The sequence below is a fragment of the Pseudomonas sp. XP2 genome (assembly GCF_053557975.1).
Window position 1 is genome coordinate 46,768 of sequence record NZ_JBNRIK010000001.1, and the last position, 16,798, is coordinate 63,565.

At 62.9% G+C, this 16,798-nt stretch carries 15 protein-coding genes; 5 read left to right on the forward strand and 10 right to left on the reverse strand.

Features of this window, described 5'->3' with window-relative positions; genetic code table 11:
- Nucleotides 1–22: 22 nt before the first annotated feature.
- The 5 genes from metW to ACK1VC_RS00245 all read right to left on the reverse strand — a co-directional run bounded on the left by metW (nt 23) and on the right by ACK1VC_RS00245 (nt 4,023).
- Entirely contained in the window at nt 23–643 is a 621-nt protein-coding gene (gene metW, locus ACK1VC_RS00225; RefSeq protein WP_016489641.1) for a methionine biosynthesis protein MetW, read from the reverse strand.
- Between the two features lie 7 nt (nt 644–650).
- On the reverse strand, nt 651–1,790 hold the full coding sequence (gene metX, locus ACK1VC_RS00230) for a homoserine O-succinyltransferase MetX (protein ID WP_016489640.1): 1,140 nt from the start codon (nt 1,788–1,790) through the stop codon (nt 651–653).
- Nucleotides 1,791–1,878: 88 nt separating this feature from the next.
- The gene (locus ACK1VC_RS00235) at nt 1,879–2,469 is read right to left on the reverse strand and encodes a YggT family protein (RefSeq protein ID WP_016489639.1); all 591 of its coding nucleotides are present in this window, start codon (nt 2,467–2,469) and stop codon (nt 1,879–1,881) included.
- A gap of 10 nt (nt 2,470–2,479) precedes the next feature.
- The gene (gene proC, locus ACK1VC_RS00240) at nt 2,480–3,298 is read right to left on the reverse strand and encodes a pyrroline-5-carboxylate reductase (protein WP_016489638.1); all 819 of its coding nucleotides are present in this window, start codon (nt 3,296–3,298) and stop codon (nt 2,480–2,482) included.
- A gap of 38 nt (nt 3,299–3,336) precedes the next feature.
- On the reverse strand, nt 3,337–4,023 hold the full coding sequence (locus tag ACK1VC_RS00245; RefSeq protein ID WP_016489637.1) for a YggS family pyridoxal phosphate-dependent enzyme: 687 nt from the start codon (nt 4,021–4,023) through the stop codon (nt 3,337–3,339).
- Between the two features lie 65 nt (nt 4,024–4,088).
- Here ACK1VC_RS00245 and ACK1VC_RS00250 point away from each other — a divergent pair, with 65 nt between their 5' ends.
- Nucleotides 4,089–5,084: a type IV pilus twitching motility protein PilT gene (locus ACK1VC_RS00250; protein ID WP_060516924.1), complete on the forward strand. Its 996-nt coding sequence runs from the start codon at nt 4,089–4,091 to the stop codon at nt 5,082–5,084.
- Between the two features lie 53 nt (nt 5,085–5,137).
- Here the strand turns inward: ACK1VC_RS00250 and ACK1VC_RS00255 are convergent, their stop codons facing one another.
- Nucleotides 5,138–5,764: a C40 family peptidase gene (locus tag ACK1VC_RS00255; RefSeq protein ID WP_016489635.1), complete on the reverse strand. Its 627-nt coding sequence runs from the start codon at nt 5,762–5,764 to the stop codon at nt 5,138–5,140.
- Between the two features lie 166 nt (nt 5,765–5,930).
- On the opposite strand from ACK1VC_RS00255, the gene ACK1VC_RS00260 reads away from it, so the two are divergent.
- The gene (locus ACK1VC_RS00260; protein ID WP_016489634.1) at nt 5,931–6,347 is read left to right on the forward strand and encodes an NINE protein; all 417 of its coding nucleotides are present in this window, start codon (nt 5,931–5,933) and stop codon (nt 6,345–6,347) included.
- A gap of 66 nt (nt 6,348–6,413) precedes the next feature.
- Here ACK1VC_RS00260 and ACK1VC_RS00265 read toward each other — a convergent pair whose 3' ends face one another.
- The 3 genes from ACK1VC_RS00265 to ACK1VC_RS00275 form a co-directional block, all read right to left on the reverse strand.
- Entirely contained in the window at nt 6,414–7,112 is a 699-nt protein-coding gene (locus tag ACK1VC_RS00265; RefSeq protein WP_016489633.1) for an SPOR domain-containing protein, read from the reverse strand.
- A 1-nt stretch (nt 7,113) separates the two neighbouring features.
- Nucleotides 7,114–8,850: an arginine--tRNA ligase gene (gene argS, locus ACK1VC_RS00270; protein WP_016489632.1), complete on the reverse strand. Its 1,737-nt coding sequence runs from the start codon at nt 8,848–8,850 to the stop codon at nt 7,114–7,116.
- A 120-nt stretch (nt 8,851–8,970) separates the two neighbouring features.
- On the reverse strand, nt 8,971–11,190 hold the full coding sequence (locus ACK1VC_RS00275) for a primosomal protein N' (protein WP_016489631.1): 2,220 nt from the start codon (nt 11,188–11,190) through the stop codon (nt 8,971–8,973).
- A 167-nt stretch (nt 11,191–11,357) separates the two neighbouring features.
- Between ACK1VC_RS00275 and rpmE the strand changes: the two genes are divergently transcribed.
- The 3 genes from rpmE to ACK1VC_RS00290 all read left to right on the forward strand — a co-directional run bounded on the left by rpmE (nt 11,358) and on the right by ACK1VC_RS00290 (nt 13,844).
- Nucleotides 11,358–11,573, forward strand: coding sequence for a 50S ribosomal protein L31 (gene rpmE / locus ACK1VC_RS00280; RefSeq protein WP_016489630.1), 216 nt, complete (start codon nt 11,358–11,360; stop codon nt 11,571–11,573).
- A gap of 2 nt (nt 11,574–11,575) precedes the next feature.
- Complete coding sequence (locus ACK1VC_RS00285) at nt 11,576–12,397, forward strand: thermonuclease family protein (RefSeq protein WP_191087071.1); 822 nt, start codon at nt 11,576–11,578, stop codon at nt 12,395–12,397.
- A gap of 178 nt (nt 12,398–12,575) precedes the next feature.
- The gene (locus ACK1VC_RS00290) at nt 12,576–13,844 is read left to right on the forward strand and encodes a malic enzyme-like NAD(P)-binding protein (protein WP_024717569.1); all 1,269 of its coding nucleotides are present in this window, start codon (nt 12,576–12,578) and stop codon (nt 13,842–13,844) included.
- A gap of 409 nt (nt 13,845–14,253) precedes the next feature.
- Here ACK1VC_RS00290 and ACK1VC_RS00295 read toward each other — a convergent pair whose 3' ends face one another.
- Complete coding sequence (locus tag ACK1VC_RS00295; protein ID WP_371918298.1) at nt 14,254–16,704, reverse strand: penicillin-binding protein 1A; 2,451 nt, start codon at nt 16,702–16,704, stop codon at nt 14,254–14,256.
- Between the last annotated feature and the right edge of the window lie 94 nt (nt 16,705–16,798).

The following is a 16,798-nucleotide window of genomic DNA, read 5'->3' on the forward strand; positions in this document are numbered from 1 at the left end:
GGTGCGATTCCTCCAGTGGGCGTCAGACGGCGAGCTGATGTTCTTGCAGGGCCGGGCTGCTGACGCGATAGATGCCGATTTCACCTAGAAGATTAGGCCATAGCCGGCCACCCCACCCGTTGCGGTGCAAGTGATCGACGGCCAGACGGTCAAGTACCTTGGCCCTGCGTTCGTGCACGAGTTCTTCGAAGTCGGCGAAGGTGCAGAAGTGGATGTTCGGCGTGTTGTACCAGGTATACGGCATGAAGTCCGATACTGGCATGCGGCCTTTGGTCGCCAGGTACCAGCGGCAGCGCCAGTGGCCGAAGTTGGGGAAGGTGATGATGCACTGGCGGCCCACGCGCAGCATCTCGTCGAGGATGCGGTCGGGGTACTCCACGGCCTGCAGGGCCTGGGTCATGATCACGACGTCGAAGCTGTTGCTGGCAAAGTTGCCCAAGCCCTTGTCCAGGTCCTGCTCGATAACGTTGACGCCTTTGGCCACGCAGGCTGCGATGTTGTCGGCGTCGATTTCCAGGCCATAGCCGGTGACCTGTTTACGGTCACGCAGCGAGGCCAGCAGTTCGCCGCTGCCGCAGCCCAGGTCAAGTACCCGGCTGCCGGCGGGGATCCAGTCGTGGATGATTTCCAGATCGGCTCTCATGCTGTCCTCAGATGACAATGCGGTTCATGTAGTTCGAGAAGCCCTGCATATAGCGAGGTGTAGGGATCAGGAAGGCATCGTGCCCGTAAGGCGAGTCGATCTCCAGGTAGCAGACGTTCTTGCGTGCAGCCATCAGGGCGTCGACGATCTCGCGCGAACGGGCCGGCGAGAAGCGCCAGTCGGTGGTGAACGACATGATGCAGTAATCCGCTTTGACGTGGGCCAGGGTAGCGGCCAGGTCGCCGCCTTGGGCTGCGGCCGGGTCGAAATAGTCCAGCGCCTTGGTCATCAGCAGGTAGGTGTTGGCATCGAAACGGCCGGAAAACTCCTCGCCCTGGTAGCGCAGGTAGCTTTCGACCTGGAACTCGACGCTGTGGAAGTCGTAGTTGAGCTTGTCGCTCTTCAGCTCGCGGCCGAATTTTTCGCCCATCGAGTCGTCGGACAGGTAGGTGATATGGCCGACCATGCGTGCCAGCATCAGGCCGCGTTTGGGAATCACGCCCTGGTCCTGGAACGAACCGCCGTGGAATTCGGGGTCGGTGAGGATCGCCTGGCGAGCCACTTCGTTGAAGGCGATGTTCTGCGCCGACAGCTTGGGGGCCGAGGCGATGTCGACGCAATGGCGCACACGCTCCGGGTAGCTGATGGTCCATTGCAGTGCCTGCATGCCGCCCAGGCTGCCGCCGACTACAGCGGCCCATTGCTGGATGCCCAGGCGCTCGCCCAGGCGCACCTGGCTGTGCACCCAGTCCTCTACGGTCAGTACCGGGAAGTCGGCGCCATAAGGCTTGCCGGTGGCCGGGTTGACGCTGCTGGGGCCGGTGCTGCCGTTGCAGCCGCCAAGGTTGTTCAGGCTGACGACGAAGAAGCGGTTGGTGTCGATCGGTTTGCCAGGGCCAATGCAGCTGTCCCACCAGCCTGGTTTGCGGTCGGTGGCGGCATGATAGCCAGCGGCATGGTGGTGGCCGGACAGGGCATGGCAGATCAGCACGGCGTTGCTTGCGCTGGCGTTCAGGGTGCCATAGGTCTCGTAGACCAGCTCGTAACTGGCCAGGGAGCGGCCACAAGCCAGTGCCAGCGGTTCATCGAACCGGGCGGTTTGCGGTACTACCAGACCGACGGAATCTTCGGGAAAGACAGTGGACATCGACCCTGCTCACGCTTGACGGAGGCGTAAGTCTAAAGAGCGCTACCCCCAGCGGCAAGCAAAGGCTTGCCGCTGGAAGCAACCAGGGTCAGATCATGCGCCACAGTTCTTGTGGCATGCCTGCGTAGGCGGCCAGCGGGGGCATGACGAACGACTGGATTACCTGGATCGCCAGGAAGGCGAAGATCGGCGAGATGTCCATGCCGCCCAGGTTGGGCACGATGCGGCGGAACGGTGCCAGCACCGGTTCGCTGATCTGGTAGGCCAGTTCCGCTGCCGGGTTGTGACTGTTGGGGGCAACCCAGGACACGATCACCATGACAATCATCGCCACCCAGAAAATTTTCAGGAACAGCGAGGTGATGCCAATGATCGCCCACATCAGCAGGTGCAGGACGTCACCGAAGGTGCCGTAGGTGACCATCAGCACAAAGCCCATCAGCAGCGCCTGGATGACGATCGCCAGCAACAGCGACGAGGTGTCCAACCCGCCGATGCTGGGGATGATCCGGCGGATCGGCTTGAGCAGCGGCTGCGTGGCACGCACAGCGAACTGGCACAGCGGGTTATAGAAGTTGGCTTTGACCAGTTGCAGGACAAAACGCAGCAGGACGATCACCAGGTAGAGGCTGACCAGGGTTTGCACCACGAAGATCGCGGCGCCAGACAGTGCATTCATCTAAAGCTCCTTATTTGCCCAGTTGTTCGGCCAGCTCGGCGGAGCGCGTGGCCGCAGCCTGCAGTGCCTGCTCGACGATGGCTTCGAAGCCGCTGGCCTGGAACGACTTGATGGCCGCTTCGGTGGTGCCGGCGGGCGAGGTGACGCGGCGGCGCAGCTCGGCGGCATCGACATCGCTTGCAACCGCCATGCGGGCAGCACCAAGGGCAGTCTGCAAGGTCAGCTGGGAGGCGGTTTCACGTGGCAGGCCGAGTTTTTCGCCCGCTGCCGTCATGGCCTCAATCAGCAGGAAGAAATACGCAGGGCCGCTGCCGGATACAGCGGTCACAGCGTCCAGTTGTTGTTCCTGCTCCAGCCACAGGGCAGTGCCGACGGCCGACAGCAGCTGTTCGGCCTGCTGGCGCTGCGCGTCGGACACTTCAGCGGTGGCGTACAGGCCGCTTACGCCCTGGCGCAGCAGCGCTGGGGTATTGGGCATGCAGCGCACCACCGGGCGAGCGCCCACCCAGCTTTGCAGGCTGGCACAGGTGATGCCGGCGGCGATGGAAACGATCAGCTGGCCATCCTGCAGGTGGGGTTGCAGGGCCTGGCACACGGTTTTCATGACCTGCGGCTTGACCGCCAGCACGATGACGTCAGCGCCGTCGATGGCCTGGGCGTTGTGCTCGAAGGTTTCGATGCCGTGCTCGGCCTGGATACGGGTGCGGGTCTCGACGCCCGGGTCGCTGGCGCGGATCTGCGAGGCGTCCAGGCCCTGGGCACGCAAACCACCGATCAGGCTGGCGGCCATGTTGCCGGCGCCGATAAAGGCAATACGTGTCTTGCTCATGTCAGGTCCTTGTGGGGAAGAGTGAGTAAAGCATGGAGTCAGTGTTGGCCGTAGTCGCGGGCGCCGAACAGGGCGGTACCAATGCGTACCCAGGTCGCACCCTGTGCAATAGCCGCTTCAAGGTCGTGGCTCATGCCCATGGAGAGCGTGTCCAGGCCAAGGCCCAGGCTTTCCTGCAGCTGGCGCAAGCGGGCGAACGCTGCCTCTTGGGCGGCGCGGTCGTCGGTGGGCTCGGGGATTGCCATCAGCCCACGCAAGCGCAGGTTGGGCAGCCCGGCCACTGCCTGGGCCAGGGCCGGAAGGTCAGCGGGGGCGCAGCCAGACTTGCTGTCTTCGCCGCTCACGTTCACTTGCAGGCAGAGGTTCAGTGGCGCCAGGCCGGCAGGGCGCTGCTCGGACAGGCGTTGGGCAATTTTCAGGCGGTCCACGGAATGCACCCAGTCGAAATGCTCGGCGATGGCTTTGGTCTTGTTCGACTGAATGGGGCCGATGAAGTGCCAGATCAAGGGCAGGTCGCTTAGCGCCTGCTGCTTTGTCAGCGCTTCTTGTAGGTAATTTTCCCCGACATCGCGCACGCCAGCGGCGTGGATTTCGCGAATGGCGCTGGCGGGCTTGGTCTTGCTCACGGCCAGCAACTGGACGCTGGCCGGATCGCGCCCGGCAGCCTGGGCAGCGCTGGCAATACGGGCGGAAATAGCGGAAAGGTTGTCTGCTAGGGTGGACATGGACGGATGCCGACGGCTGTAGGGTCTGCGGCATTCTACCTACTTGAAGGCCTTTGGGGAGTCTCATGGATGTGACCGACCTGTTGGCCCGTGCTGTGGATGCAGGGGCTTCGGACCTGCACCTGGCGGCGGGCCAGATCCCGATGCTGCGCCTTGAGGGCGACTTGCAGCGCCTGGACATGCCGCCGTTGGTGCCGGCAGACCTGGCCGACGGCATGGCGGCCTTGCTGGCTGAACGCCAACGGCGGCAATGGGCAGAGGGCGATGAGCTGGACCTGGCGCTGCAGCTGCCCGCCCTGGGCCGTTTTCGGCTGAACCTGTTTCGCCAGTTGAACGGCCCTGCGGTTACCTTCCGGTTGATCCCGGGGCGGATCGCCACGGTCGGTGAACTCGACCTAGGGGATGTGTATCAAGCTGTTGCGCAGTGCACTGATGGCCTGGTCCTGGTAGGTGGGCCTACGGGCAGTGGCAAGTCCAGCACCCTGGCGACCTTGCTCGACCAACTGAACCGCGACCGGGCGCTGCATATCATCACCCTCGAAGACCCCGTCGAAGTTATCCACAGCAGCCAGCGCAGCCTGATCAATCAGCGTGAGATTGGCCGCCATAGCGGCGGGTTCGCCCAGGGGCTGCGCAGTGCGCTGCGCCAGGACCCTGATGTGATCATGATCGGTGAGCTACGGGACCTGGAATCCGTTCGCCTGGCCTTGCGCGCCGCCGAGACCGGGCACCTGGTGCTGGCGACCGTGCATACGCGCTCGGCGGCCAGCAGCATTGACCGATTGGTGGAGGTATTTGCTGCCGAGGAAAAACCGTTGGTGCGGGCAATGCTGGCCGAATCGTTACGCCTCGTGGTGGTGCAGACGCTGGTCCGGCGTGTGGACGGTGGGCGGGTGGCGGCGCGGGAAGTGCTGGTGGCGACGCCGGCGGTGCGCAACCTGGTTCGGGAGGGGCGAATGGCGCAGTTATGTTCGGTGATGCAGGGCGGGGCGTCGCAGGGGATGCGGACGATGGAAGGGGCGATGCGGGGGCTTAAGGAGAGCGGACTGATCAGAGGGTGATAGTGCACGCTCAGGCCTCTTCGCGGGCGTGCCCGCGAAGAGGCCGGGCGCTGTTAGCGCTTGGCCAGGTTCAGCTGCTGCTGTTCCTTCGGCAGCACCCGCTTGGCCACTACGTAGTGCTTCTGCCAGTACGGCTTGCTCAAGTTGTCGATGCTTACCCGCTTGCCACGCCGGGGTGCGTGGATGAAGCGGTCGTTGCCCAGGTAGATGGCAACATGGTTTACGCGGCGGCTCTTGATGTTGAAGAAGATCAGGTCACCAGGCTTCAGGTCACCCTTGGCTACCTTGACGCCGTGGCCCTGGGCCATGGCGTTGGAGGTGCGCGGCAGGTCGACGTCAGCGACATCGTTGAAGGCGTATTTAACCAGCCCGCTGCAGTCAAAGCCTTTTTTCGGGCTGCTGCCACCCCAAACATAAGGGGTGCCGAGCACATTCACCGCACGGCTAAGCACATCGCTGCTCTGCTTCGGCGACATGGCAGCGACAGGCAAGCCGCGGTTGCTGGCGGCATTGCCTGGTCGCGTGCGCAGGGAGGTCTGTTTGACCGGCGCGTGTTTCACCGAGGCATTGGAGGTATAGCCGGTGAAACCATTAGGAAGACGTTGCTCACGATTGGTGGCGTGGGCGGCCAGGGGCAATAATAGGCAGAGGGTCAGCCATGTCTTGATCAAAGGCGGCATAGATGAAGCTCTTATGAATAGTTATGTGTTGGGCGCGCAACTTTATAACAGCTTTTTGATCAATCTTTGATCCGTTGGTCGATTGCCCAGGTGCCGTACGTCGGCCTGCAACGAGAAAGTCACATTTTTTTTTAGAAAATTTTCGGATAACCCACGAGGGCTATGCATGAACAGTTATCAACAGGGGGCGCCCTTTCACGACACCCATAGCAAGACCATCGGTTACCTGCTGTGGATTTTCGGCTTCACCGGGTCGCATCGGTTCTATTACGGCAAGCCGATTACCGGAACCCTCTGGTTCTTTACATTCGGCCTGCTGGGCATCGGTTGGCTGATCGACCTGTTTCTGATCCCGTCCATGGACCGTGAAGCCGATCTGCGGTTCCAGTCTGGTCGCATCGATTACAACATCGCCTGGGTTCTGCTGACCTTCCTTGGGGTGTTCGGCCTGCACCGGCTGTACCAGGGCAAATGGATCACCGCGATCATTTACTTCTTTACTGGCGGCTTGTTCCTGGTGGGGGTGCTGTACGACTTCTGGACATTGAACAGCCAGGTGTCCGAGCGCAACGCCTTGCGTTGAAATGCTTTGCGGGTAATGAAAAAGGCCTTGTCGCACCGAAGCGGCAAGGCCTTTTTTGTTGCTGGGTTACTGCCGGGTCTGCCGTTGTTGCAGCAGCAGGTTGGTGAACCCGGCCCCGGCCAGTTGCTTCTGCGCGCCGGTCAGTTGCTCGCGGTTGCTGAAGGGCCCGACCAGTACGCGGTACCAGGTCTCGTCCTTGACCGTACCCGACTCCACCTTCACCGACTGGCCCAGCAGGATGATCTGCGCGCGGACCTTGTCGGCATCGGCCTGCTTGCGGAACGAGCCGGCCTGCAGGAAATACTGGGTGGTCGCTGCCGGCTTGATCACCGGCGGGGGCGGTGGCGGGGTCTGGCCCAGCAATGCCGCCTGCGCGCGCGCGGTGTCGATCTTCGCAGCTTCTGCCGGCGTTACCGGGGTCACCGGCTGGGCGGGTACCGGTGGTGTCTTCTCGGGCACGGCCTCCGGTGGCACGATCACCTCGGACTCTGGCAGCAGCGTGTAGAAGTCATACTTCGGCTTCACGGGCTGCTGTGGGGTGGCCTGCGCAGGCTTGCTGGCTTCGGCCGCTTTCTCCACCTTCTGTTGCTCGGGCTTGGCGCGCTTGATGTCTTCGCCGCCTGGCTCGAGCTTCATCAGGAACACGATAAACGCGCCGACGGTGAGGCCGACGGCCATCCATACCCAACCAGGGATCGGCTGTTTGGCCGGCGCCGTCTGGCGGCTGGCGCCGCGTTTGGGGGCGGGTTTTTTCTTGGCAGCCAACTTACATGCGCTCCAGGGTTTCCAGGCCGAGCAGTTCCAGACCTTGTTTGAGGGTGCGGCCGGTCAGGGCGGCCAGACGCAGGCGGCTCTGCTGTTGTTCCGGGGTTTCGGCGGCCAGGATCGGGCAGTTCTCGTAGAAGCTGGAGAACAGGCCGGCCAGGTCGTACAGGTAGCTGCACAGCACATGCGGCGTGCCTTTTTCGGCGACGCTGTTGAGGGTTTCGCCAAACTGGGCCAGGCGCGCAGCCAGGTCCTGCTCGTGGGGGGCCTGCAGCACGATCTTGCCGTCGACTTCGTCAAAGCCCTTGCCCAGCTTGCGGAACACGCCGGCTACGCGGGTGTAGGCGTACAGCAGGTATGGAGCGGTGTTGCCTTCGAAGTTGAGCATCAGCTCGAAGTTGAAGCTGTAGTCGCTGGTGCGGTGCTTGGACAGGTCGGCGTACTTCACTGCGCCAATGCCCACCACTTCGCCGATGTGGCGCAGATCTTCGTCGGCCAGGCTCGGGTTCTTTTCCTTGACCAGCGCGTAGGCACGCTCCTTGGCCTCGGTGAGCAGGTCGATCAGCTTGACGGTGCCGCCGTCGCGGGTCTTGAACGGGCGGCCGTCGGCGCCGTTCATGGTGCCGAAGCCCATGTGCTCCATCTGCATCGGGTGGCCGACAAAGCCTGCGCGGCGGGCGACTTCGAACACCTGGTTAAAATGCAGGGCCTGGCGCTGGTCGACAAAGTACAGGGCGCGGTCAGCGTGGAGTACGTTGCTGCGGTAGCGCACGGCGGCCAGGTCGGTGGTGGCGTACAGGTAGCCGCCGTCGGCTTTCTGCACGATCACCGGCAGTGGTTCGCCTTCGCTGTTCTTGAATTCCTCGAGGAACACGCATTGGGCGCCTTGGTCCTCGACCAACAGGCCCTTGGCCTTGAGCTCGGCTACCACGTTGGCCAGGTCGTCGTTGTACGCGCTTTCGCCCATCACGTCGGCCATGGTCAGCTTGACGTTGAGCAGCTCGTAGGTCTTCTGGCAGTGCGACAGCGAAATGTCCTTGAAGCGTGTCCACAGGGCCAGGCACTCGGGGTCGCCGGCCTGCAGCTTGACCACCAGGCCACGGGCGCGATTGGCGAACTCTTCCGATTCGTCGAAGCGTTTCTTCGCCGCCCGGTAGAAGTTTTCCAGGTCTGACAGCTCGTCACTGGTGATCGGGTTTTCCTGCAGGTAGGCCATCAGCATGCCGAACTGGGTACCCCAGTCGCCGACGTGGTTCTGGCGAATGACGTTGTCACCCAAAAATTCCAGCACGCGTGCGACGCTGTCACCGATGATGGTCGAGCGCAGGTGGCCGACGTGCATCTCTTTGGCCAGGTTTGGCGCCGACATGTCGATGACGACCTTTTCGCTCGGGCCGGCCTTGCGCACGCCCAGGTGGTCATCGGCCAGGGCAGCATCCAGGCGGTTGGCCAAGGCGTCGGTGTTCTGGAAGAAGTTGAGGAAGCCGGGGCCAGCGATTTCCACCTTGCTGATGTCGGCGCTGGCCGGCAGGGCGGCGATCAGTTTTTCGGCCAGGTCGCGTGGCTTCATGCCTGCCTGCTTGGCCAGCATCATGGCGATGTTGCTGGCGAAGTCGCCGTGGGTCTTGTCCCGGGCGTTTTCCACCTGGATCGCCGGCGACAGCCCTTCAGGCAGCACACCGTCGGTGACGAGTTGGGTGAGGGCTTGCTGGATCAGCTGGCGAATGGTGTCTTTCATGGGGATCTCTTTTCGACCGCAAGCGCGGTGAGCGCCTGGATGCGCAGGTGGAAAAACTGGGCATTATCCGTTGCCGGGAGCGGGTTGCCAACCTTTGGGGCTGCAAAGCAGCGCCAGACGTCAATACAGGTCGACCGGGTCGACGTCCAGCGACCAACGTACCTGGCGCCCGCTGGGCATCTGCTCCAACACTAGCAACCAGGCGCTGATGAGTCGATGCAAAGGCGCCCGGGTATTGGCCTGTATCAACAGTTGCGCGCGGAAGCGCCCGGCGCGGCGCTCCATGGGCGCCGGCACCGGGCCCAGCAGTTCGATGCCCGGCAGGTGTTGCTCGGCGACCAGGCGCTCGGCGGCGGCGCAGGCTTCGTCGAGAAAGCCTTCGGCCTGCCCCGGCTTGTGCGCTTCGGCGCGTAGCAGGGCCAGGTGGGAGTAGGGCGGCAGCCCGGCGGCGCGGCGTTCGTCCAGGGCCTGTTCGGCAAAGGCGAAGTAGCCCTGCTCGGTAAGCTGCACCAACAGCGGGTGGTCGGCCAGGTGGGTCTGGATGATGACCTTGCCTGGCTCTTCGGCCCGCCCGGCCCTGCCGGCCACCTGCACCATCAGCTGCGCCATGCGCTCACTGGCGCGAAAATCACCCGAGAACAGCCCGCCATCGGCATCGAGGATGGCCACCAGGGTCACCCGGGGGAAATGGTGACCCTTGGCAAGCATCTGCGTACCGACAAGGATGCTCGGCTGGCCCCGCTGAATAGTCGTGAACAGGTTGTGCATGGCGTCTTTGCGCGCTGTGCTGTCGCGGTCCACCCGCAGGATCGGGTAGTCCGGAAACAGCACTTTCAGGCGCTCTTCGGCCCGCTCGGTGCCTGCGCCGACCGGGCGCAGGTCCACGTGGTTGCACTGCGGGCACTGGTGCGGCAGGCGTTCGTCATAGCCGCAGTGGTGGCAGCGCAGCACGCCAGAACGCTGGTGCACGGTCATGCGTGCATCACAGCGCGGGCACTCGGACAGCCAGCCACAATCGTGGCACAGCAAGGTAGGGGCGAAGCCGCGGCGGTTGAGGAACACCAGCACTTGCTGGCCTGCTTCCAGGGTCTGGCGGATGGCTTGTTGCAACGGGCCGCTGATGCCGCTGTCCAGTGGCAGGCTCTTTACATCCAGGCGCAACATGCGCGGCGGGCGGGCTCCGCCAGCGCGCTGGTTCATGCGCAGCAGGCGGTAACGGCCGGTAAGGGCGTTGTGCAGGGTTTCCAGCGACGGCGTGGCAGAGCCGAGCAGGATCGGGATGTTTTCCTGGTGGGCGCGCACCAGTGCCAGGTCGCGGGCGTGGTAGCGCAGCCCTTCCTGCTGTTTATAGGAGCCGTCGTGCTCCTCGTCGATGATGATCAGGCCGGGGTTTTTCATCGGTGTGAACAATGCCGAGCGGGTGCCGATGATGATGTCGGCTTCGCCGTCCCGGGCAGCCAGCCAGGCGTCCAGGCGCTCGCGGTCGTTCACTGCCGAATGCAGCAGGGCGATGCGGGCGTTGAAGCGTTGCTCGAAGCGCGCCAGGGTCTGTGGGCCGAGGTTGATCTCCGGAATCAGCACCAGCGCCTGTTTGCCGGCTTCCAGGGTTTCACGAATCAGCTGCAGGTAGACCTCGGTCTTGCCGCTACCGGTAACGCCCGCCAGCAGGAACGCGCCAAAGCCCCCAAAGCCTTCGCGCACAGCATCAAAGGCGTCGCGTTGCTCCTCGTTGAGCGGCAATTCCGGCTGCGCCAGCCAGTGTTCGTGGCGTAGCCCCGGCAGGTGCCGGCGTACTTCAATTTGTACCAGTTCCTTGGCCAACAGCAGGTCGAGGCTGTCCTTGTTCAGGTTGAGCTTGGCCAGCAGGCTGTGGGCCACGCCGTGTGGGTGCTGGGCCAGGGTCTTGAGCGCGTCGCGCTGGCGCGGCGCGCGGGCGATGCGCGGGTCTTCCAGGCGGGCGCCGGGGGCGACGTGCCAGAAGCGCTCCTGGCGCATCTCGGCGGGCTCGCCCTGGCGCAATAATGTCGGCAGGGCCCAGCTCAGGGTGTCGCCCAGGCTGTGCTGGTAGTACTGGGCGGTCCACAGGCACAGCTTGAACAGCGATGGCGGGATTGGTGATACCGGATCGAGCAGGGCGCTGGCCGGCTTGAGCTTGTCGGCGGGCACCTCGCTTTGCGCGCATACCTCCACCAGCACGCCGATCATTTCGCGGCGGCCGAATGGCACGCGAATGCGCATGCCCGGGGTCAAGGCCTGGCGCGCCATGCTCGCGGGTGCCTTGTAGTCGAACAGGCGACGCAGCGGGGAGGGCAGGGCAAGGCGCAGGATGACGTCGGGCACGCGGAAGGTCTCGGAGGGCGTATCAAAGACTGGCGAGCCTAGCAGACGACGGCCGGTGCAAGCGACAACTTGCACTGACGCAGCGCTCTGGTATTATTTGCCGCCTAATTACGTGCGGTATTCAACAATTGGTGTTGGATGGCGGCACGCAGCTCGAGGAAGCGACCATGAAAGAAGGTATCCACCCGAACTATGAAGTAGTTGCAGTCACCTGCAGCTGCGGCAACAAGTTCGAAAGCCGTTCGACCCTGGGCAACACCCTGTCGATCGACGTTTGCAACCTGTGCCACCCGTTCTACACCGGTAAGCAGAAAGTCCTGGACACCGGTGGTCGCGTACAGAAGTTCGCCGATCGCTTCGGCATGTTCGGTGCCAAGAAGTAATCATGCGCATGGCGAACCCCTCGGGTTTCGCATTGCTGCACAAAAAAGCGTCCCTTGTGGGCGCTTTTTTTATGGGCGTCATCTGGCATTTCCCGGCGCTGGCGTTCTGCCCGCTGCCGCAGCAGGCGCAGCAAGTGGTTGTGCGCCAGGTAGTGGATGGCGATACCTTGCGCCTGGTTGATGGCCGCAGCGTGCGGCTGATCGGCATCAATGCTCCGGAAATTGGCCGCAAAGGGCGCACCAGCGAGCCCTATGCCGAGGCTGCCAGGCGGCGCCTCCAAGCATTGGTCAACGCCAGTGACGGGCGCATCGGGCTGGTACCGGGCGTTGAGGAAAAAGACAAGTATGGCCGCACACTGGCGCATATCTACGGCATCAGTGGGGACAATATTGAAGCACGGTTGCTCAGCGAGGGTTTGGGCTACCGGGTGGCAGTTGCCCCCAATGTAAGCCTCAGCGGCTGCCAGCAGGTTGCCGAGCAAGCAGCGCGCAAGGCCGGCAATGGTGTGTGGCGGCGCTCGCCTGTGGTGGCTGCAGCCGATGTCAGGCAGTCGGGTTTCGCGGTGGTCAGTGGCCGCATCAAGGGTGTCGAGCGCAACCGTGGCGGGGTCTGGTTGACCCTGGACGAGGCTGTTGTGCTACAGGTTCCCACTCGTCTGCAACGTAACTTCCCCGCCAGCTTCTTCGATAATCTCGAGGGACGCCAGGTCGAAGCGCGTGGCTGGGTGCTGGATCGTTCCCGCAAGGGCGGCCTCAAGCCTGGGCAGCGACGCTGGGTATTGCCATTGACCGATCCGAGCATGTTGGAGCGTTTTTCAGGCTAAAAGATGTAGACATTTCGCTATTGGATTGTACACACTGTGAGCCGTATGCCCCCGTGGGTTATAGCGTAAAGTCGTAGGCTAAAGGCCTTGACACAAGTGACCGACCAGTCTTGTGACTCCCCGGCTCTTTGCGTATCCTCGGCGGTCCGTCAGAACAGTAAATAGCGGAATGCCCACCATGTCAGACCTGAAAACCGCCGCTCTCGAATATCACGCTCACCCTCGTCCGGGGAAACTGAGCGTCGAACTCTCCAAGCCCACTGCCACCGCCCGTGATCTCGCCCTGGCCTACAGCCCAGGTGTTGCTGAGCCCGTGCGTGAAATTGGCCGTGATCCAGAGCTGGCTTACAAATACACCGGTAAAGGTAACCTGGTTGCGGTGATTTCCGATGGCACCGCCATCCTCGGTCTGGGTGACCTCGGCCCACTGGCTTCCAAGCCGGTCATGGAAGGCAAGGGTGTTCTGTTCAAGCGTTTCGCGGGTATTGACGTGTTCGACATCGAAGTCGAATCGGAAAGCCCACAAGCGTTCATCGACACTGTCCGCCGCATCTCGATCACCTTCGGTGGCATCAACCTTGAAGACATCAAGGCGCCAGAGTGCTTCGAAATCGAGCGCACCCTGATTGAACAGTGCGACATCCCGGTGTTCCACGATGACCAGCACGGTACCGCCATCGTTACCGCGGCCGGCATGATCAACGCCCTGGAAATCGCCGGCAAAAAGCTCGAAGACGCCAAGATCGTCTGCCTGGGTGCCGGTGCTGCCGCCATCTCCTGCATGAAGCTGCTGGTGAGCATGGGTGGCAAGGTCGAAAACATCTTCATGATCGACCGCAGCGGTGTCATCCACGCTGGCCGTGACGACCTGAACCAGTACAAGGCACAGTTCGCTCACGCAACCGACAAGCGCACCCTGGCTGACGCACTCGACGGTGCGGACGTGTTCGTAGGCCTGTCCGGCCCGAACCTGCTCAGCCCGGAAGGCCTGAAGTCGATGGCTGCCAACCCGATCGTGTTCGCCTGCTCGAACCCGGACCCGGAAATTTCGCCAGAGCTGGCGCACGCCACTCGCAGCGACGTGATCATGGCTACCGGTCGTTCCGACTACCCGAACCAGGTCAACAACGTACTGGGCTTCCCGTTCATCTTCCGTGGTGCTCTGGACGTTCGTGCCAAGCGTATCAACGAAGAAATGAAGATCGCCGCCGCCATCGCCCTGAAAGACCTGGCCAAGCTGCCAGTGCCGAAGGAAGTGTGCGAAGCCTACGGTGTCGAAGGCCTGGAGTTCGGTCGTGAGTACATCATTCCGAAGCCGCTGGACGCACGCCTGATCACTGTTGTTTCCGACGCTGTGGCCAAGGCCGCTATCGAATCCGGTGTGGCTACCCTGCCGTATCCGAAGCACTACCCGCTCACCAGCGTGGATGACGTGTTCAAGGGCTGATTACCCCACCCCTGTCGCGACACAAAAAGCCCCGGCTCGCATGAGCCGGGGCTTTTTGTTGGGGCGTTGGAATGCGTCAGGGCTGCCAGGTGTTCGTCAGGGTACTTGTGGCGCCTATGAGACCGAGCGCCGCCCGCGCAGCGCATCGCGACGCAAGGCCGCTCCCACATTTGTTGCAACGTGGCCATGTCTGTGAGGTCATGGTTGTCAGCCTTGCTGGCATGACTGGATTTGGAGGTGGGCATTGATGCCGCCCTGCCTGTCTCAAGGCATGCACCCAGGCGGGCAACCATGGCTTGGCAGGTTCGGCACGTTGCAACAAATGTGGGAGCGGCCTTGCGTCGCGATGCGCCGCGCGGGCGGCGCTCGATTCACGCGCCCACGCAAAACCTGAGTCAGGCGCCCTGCCTTAAAACAGGTCCATCGGCGCCGCTTCATCGGCCGGCAGCGGGCTGCCCGGTGCTGCGCCATTGCCCAGTTCGTCCACCGAGGGTGGCGAATCTTCGGCCTTGAACAGCTCGAAGAAGGCATTCGGCGTGCTCGGGGAGGCAGCACGGCCGCTGACCGGGTCGACGCGCAAGCTGAGGATGCCTTCAGGTTCTGCTGGCGCATGCGCCGGCTTGTCCTTGAGTGCCGCGCCCATGAAGCTCATCCAGATCGGCAGCGCCGCCGTGCCACCGTACTCGCGGCGGCCGAGGGTTTCCGGCTGATCGAAACCGACCCATACCGTGGTCACATAATCGGCGTTGTAGCCGGAGAACCAGGCATCTTTGGACTCGTTGGTAGTGCCCGTCTTGCCTGCCAGGTCGGTGCGGCCCAGGGCCAGCGCCCGGCGCCCGGTACCGCGTTTGATCACGTCTTGCAGCATGCTGGTGAGGATATAGGTGGTGCGCCCGTCGATGATCTGTTCGGCCACAGCCGGCGCTTGCGGTGCGGCGGCCACCTGGTTGAAGGCAGAAGGTGCCTCACCTGGCATGGCCGCGGTGCTGATCGGCTGCTCGGGAGCCGCCAGGCCAGCCTGATCCTGGGCCCCTTGGGGGACGCGGGCCGGGTTGGCGGTGAACAGTGTTTCGCCGCTGCGGCTTTCGATGCGCTCGATCAGGTATGGGCTGATCTTGTAGCCGCCGTTGGCGAAGGTGCTCCAGCCTGTGGCGATTTCCATAGGGGTCAGGGTGGCGGTGCCCAAGGCCAGGGACAGGTTGCGCGGCAGGTCCTGCTTGTTGAAACCGAACTTGGCGATGTAGTCGATGGTGCGGTCTACACCCATGGCCTGCAGCAAGCGAATCGACACCAGGTTGCGCGACTTGTACAGGGCTTCGCGCATGCGGATCGGGCCGAGGAAGGTGTTGGTGTCGTTCTTCGGTCGCCATACTTTGTCCACGGATTCGTCGACGAACACGATCGGCGCATCGTTGACCAGAGTGGATGCGGTGTAGCCGCTGTCCAGTGCGGCGCTGTAGATGAACGGCTTGAAGCTCGAACCCGGCTGACGCTTGGCCTGCATGGCGCGGTTGTAGTTGCTCTGCTCGAACGAGAAGCCGCCAACCAGTGCACGAATGGCACCGTTGTAAGGGTCGAGGGTGACCAGCGCACTTTGCGCGCCAGGCACTTGGCTGAACTTGAGCTTGCCGTCTTCCAGGCGCTGCAGGCGTACCAGGTCACCGACCTGTGCCACGTCGGCCGGCGATTGTGGTGCGCGGCCCTGGGCGTTGCTGTTGATGAACGGGCGCGCCCACTTCATGGTGTCCCAGGCCACTTCGGCTTGCTGGCCGTCCCGGGTCAGTACCTGGAGGCCGGTTTTATCGACATGGGTAACGATGGCCGGTTCCAGGCCACCCAAGGTGCGCTGCTTGCCCAGTTCCTGTAGCCAGGCTGCCTGGGTACGCCCCGGAAAGCGTGCTTCGGGGCCGCGGTAGCCGTGGCGCTCATCGTAGTCGGACAGGCCTTTGAGGATGGCCTTGTTGGCCATTTCCTGCATGTCGCTGGGCACCGTGGTGGTAACGCGGAAACCTTCGGTGTAGGCCTCGCTGCCGTAGCGCCCGACCATTTCGGCGCGGGCCATTTCGGCGATGTAAGGCGCATTCACCTCAGGCGTCGGCACGTGGTAGCTGGCATTGAGCGGCTCAGCCAGGGCCGCCTGGTAGCTGGCCTGGTCGATCTTGCCCAGCTTGTACATGCGGCCGAGGATCCAGTCGCGGCGCTCCTTGGCGCGCACCGGGTTGGCCAGCGGGTTGAAGCGTGACGGTGCCTTGGGCAGGCCGGCGATCATCGCCATCTGCGCCAGGCTCACGTCGCGGATCGATTTGCCGTAGTACACCTGCGCGGCGGCGTCGATGCCGTAGGCGCGGTTGCCCAGGTAGATCTTGTTCACGTAAAGCTCAAGGATTTCGTCCTTGGTCAGCTCACGTTCGATCTGCAGTGCCAGCAGGATTTCGTTGGTCTTGCGCGAGAAGCTGCGTTCGCTGGTGAGGAAGAAGTTTTTCGCCACCTGCATAGTGATGGTGCTGCCGCCGGTCTGGATATGCCCGGTTTTCACCAGCTGGGTCGCCGCGCGCATCAGGCTGCTGGGGTCGACACCATAGTGATTGAGGAAATTGTCGTCCTCGGCTGACAGAAGCGCCTGAATGAACTGTGGCGGAATTTCTGCGAAGCGGATCGGCGAACGACGCATTTCGCCGAACTCGGCAATCAGCTTGCCGTCGCTGCTGTACACCCTGAGGGGGATCTGCAACTGGATGCTTCTGAGGGACTCGACCGAGGGCAGGCTGGGGCTAAGATACAGAAACGCACCGCTCACACCGAGTACGAGCGCGCAAATGACGGCGACGGAAGACCACCAGAAGAACTTCAGCAGGCGTATCAAGGCTTTTCGGTGTCCAGGTTGGGAGTGAGTTGCACGCAGGTCCGGCGGACCAGAAAACGCTGGGCATTATAAGCATTTTTTCGCCCCTCCG

Bases quoted from the DNA above. Each gene is read 5' to 3' on its own strand.
- proC (WP_016489638.1), bottom strand. From the start codon at position 3,298: ATGAGCAAGACACGTATTGCCTTTATCGGCGCCGGCAACATGGCCGCC.
- ACK1VC_RS00285 (WP_191087071.1), top strand. From the start codon at position 11,576: ATGCGCATGGCGAACCCCTCGGGTTTCGCATTGCTGCACAAAAAAGCG.
- rpmE (WP_016489630.1), top strand. From the start codon at position 11,358: ATGAAAGAAGGTATCCACCCGAACTATGAAGTAGTTGCAGTCACCTGC.
- ACK1VC_RS00245 (WP_016489637.1), bottom strand. From the start codon at position 4,023: ATGTCCACCCTAGCAGACAACCTTTCCGCTATTTCCGCCCGTATTGCC.
- metX (WP_016489640.1), bottom strand. From the start codon at position 1,790: ATGTCCACTGTCTTTCCCGAAGATTCCGTCGGTCTGGTAGTACCGCAA.
- ACK1VC_RS00235 (WP_016489639.1), bottom strand. From the start codon at position 2,469: ATGAATGCACTGTCTGGCGCCGCGATCTTCGTGGTGCAAACCCTGGTC.
- metW (WP_016489641.1), bottom strand. From the start codon at position 643: ATGAGAGCCGATCTGGAAATCATCCACGACTGGATCCCCGCCGGCAGC.
- ACK1VC_RS00290 (WP_024717569.1), top strand. From the start codon at position 12,576: ATGTCAGACCTGAAAACCGCCGCTCTCGAATATCACGCTCACCCTCGT.
- argS (WP_016489632.1), bottom strand. From the start codon at position 8,850: ATGAAAGACACCATTCGCCAGCTGATCCAGCAAGCCCTCACCCAACTC.
- ACK1VC_RS00260 (WP_016489634.1), top strand. From the start codon at position 5,931: ATGAACAGTTATCAACAGGGGGCGCCCTTTCACGACACCCATAGCAAG.
- ACK1VC_RS00255 (WP_016489635.1), bottom strand. From the start codon at position 5,764: ATGCCGCCTTTGATCAAGACATGGCTGACCCTCTGCCTATTATTGCCC.
- ACK1VC_RS00250 (WP_060516924.1), top strand. From the start codon at position 4,089: ATGGATGTGACCGACCTGTTGGCCCGTGCTGTGGATGCAGGGGCTTCG.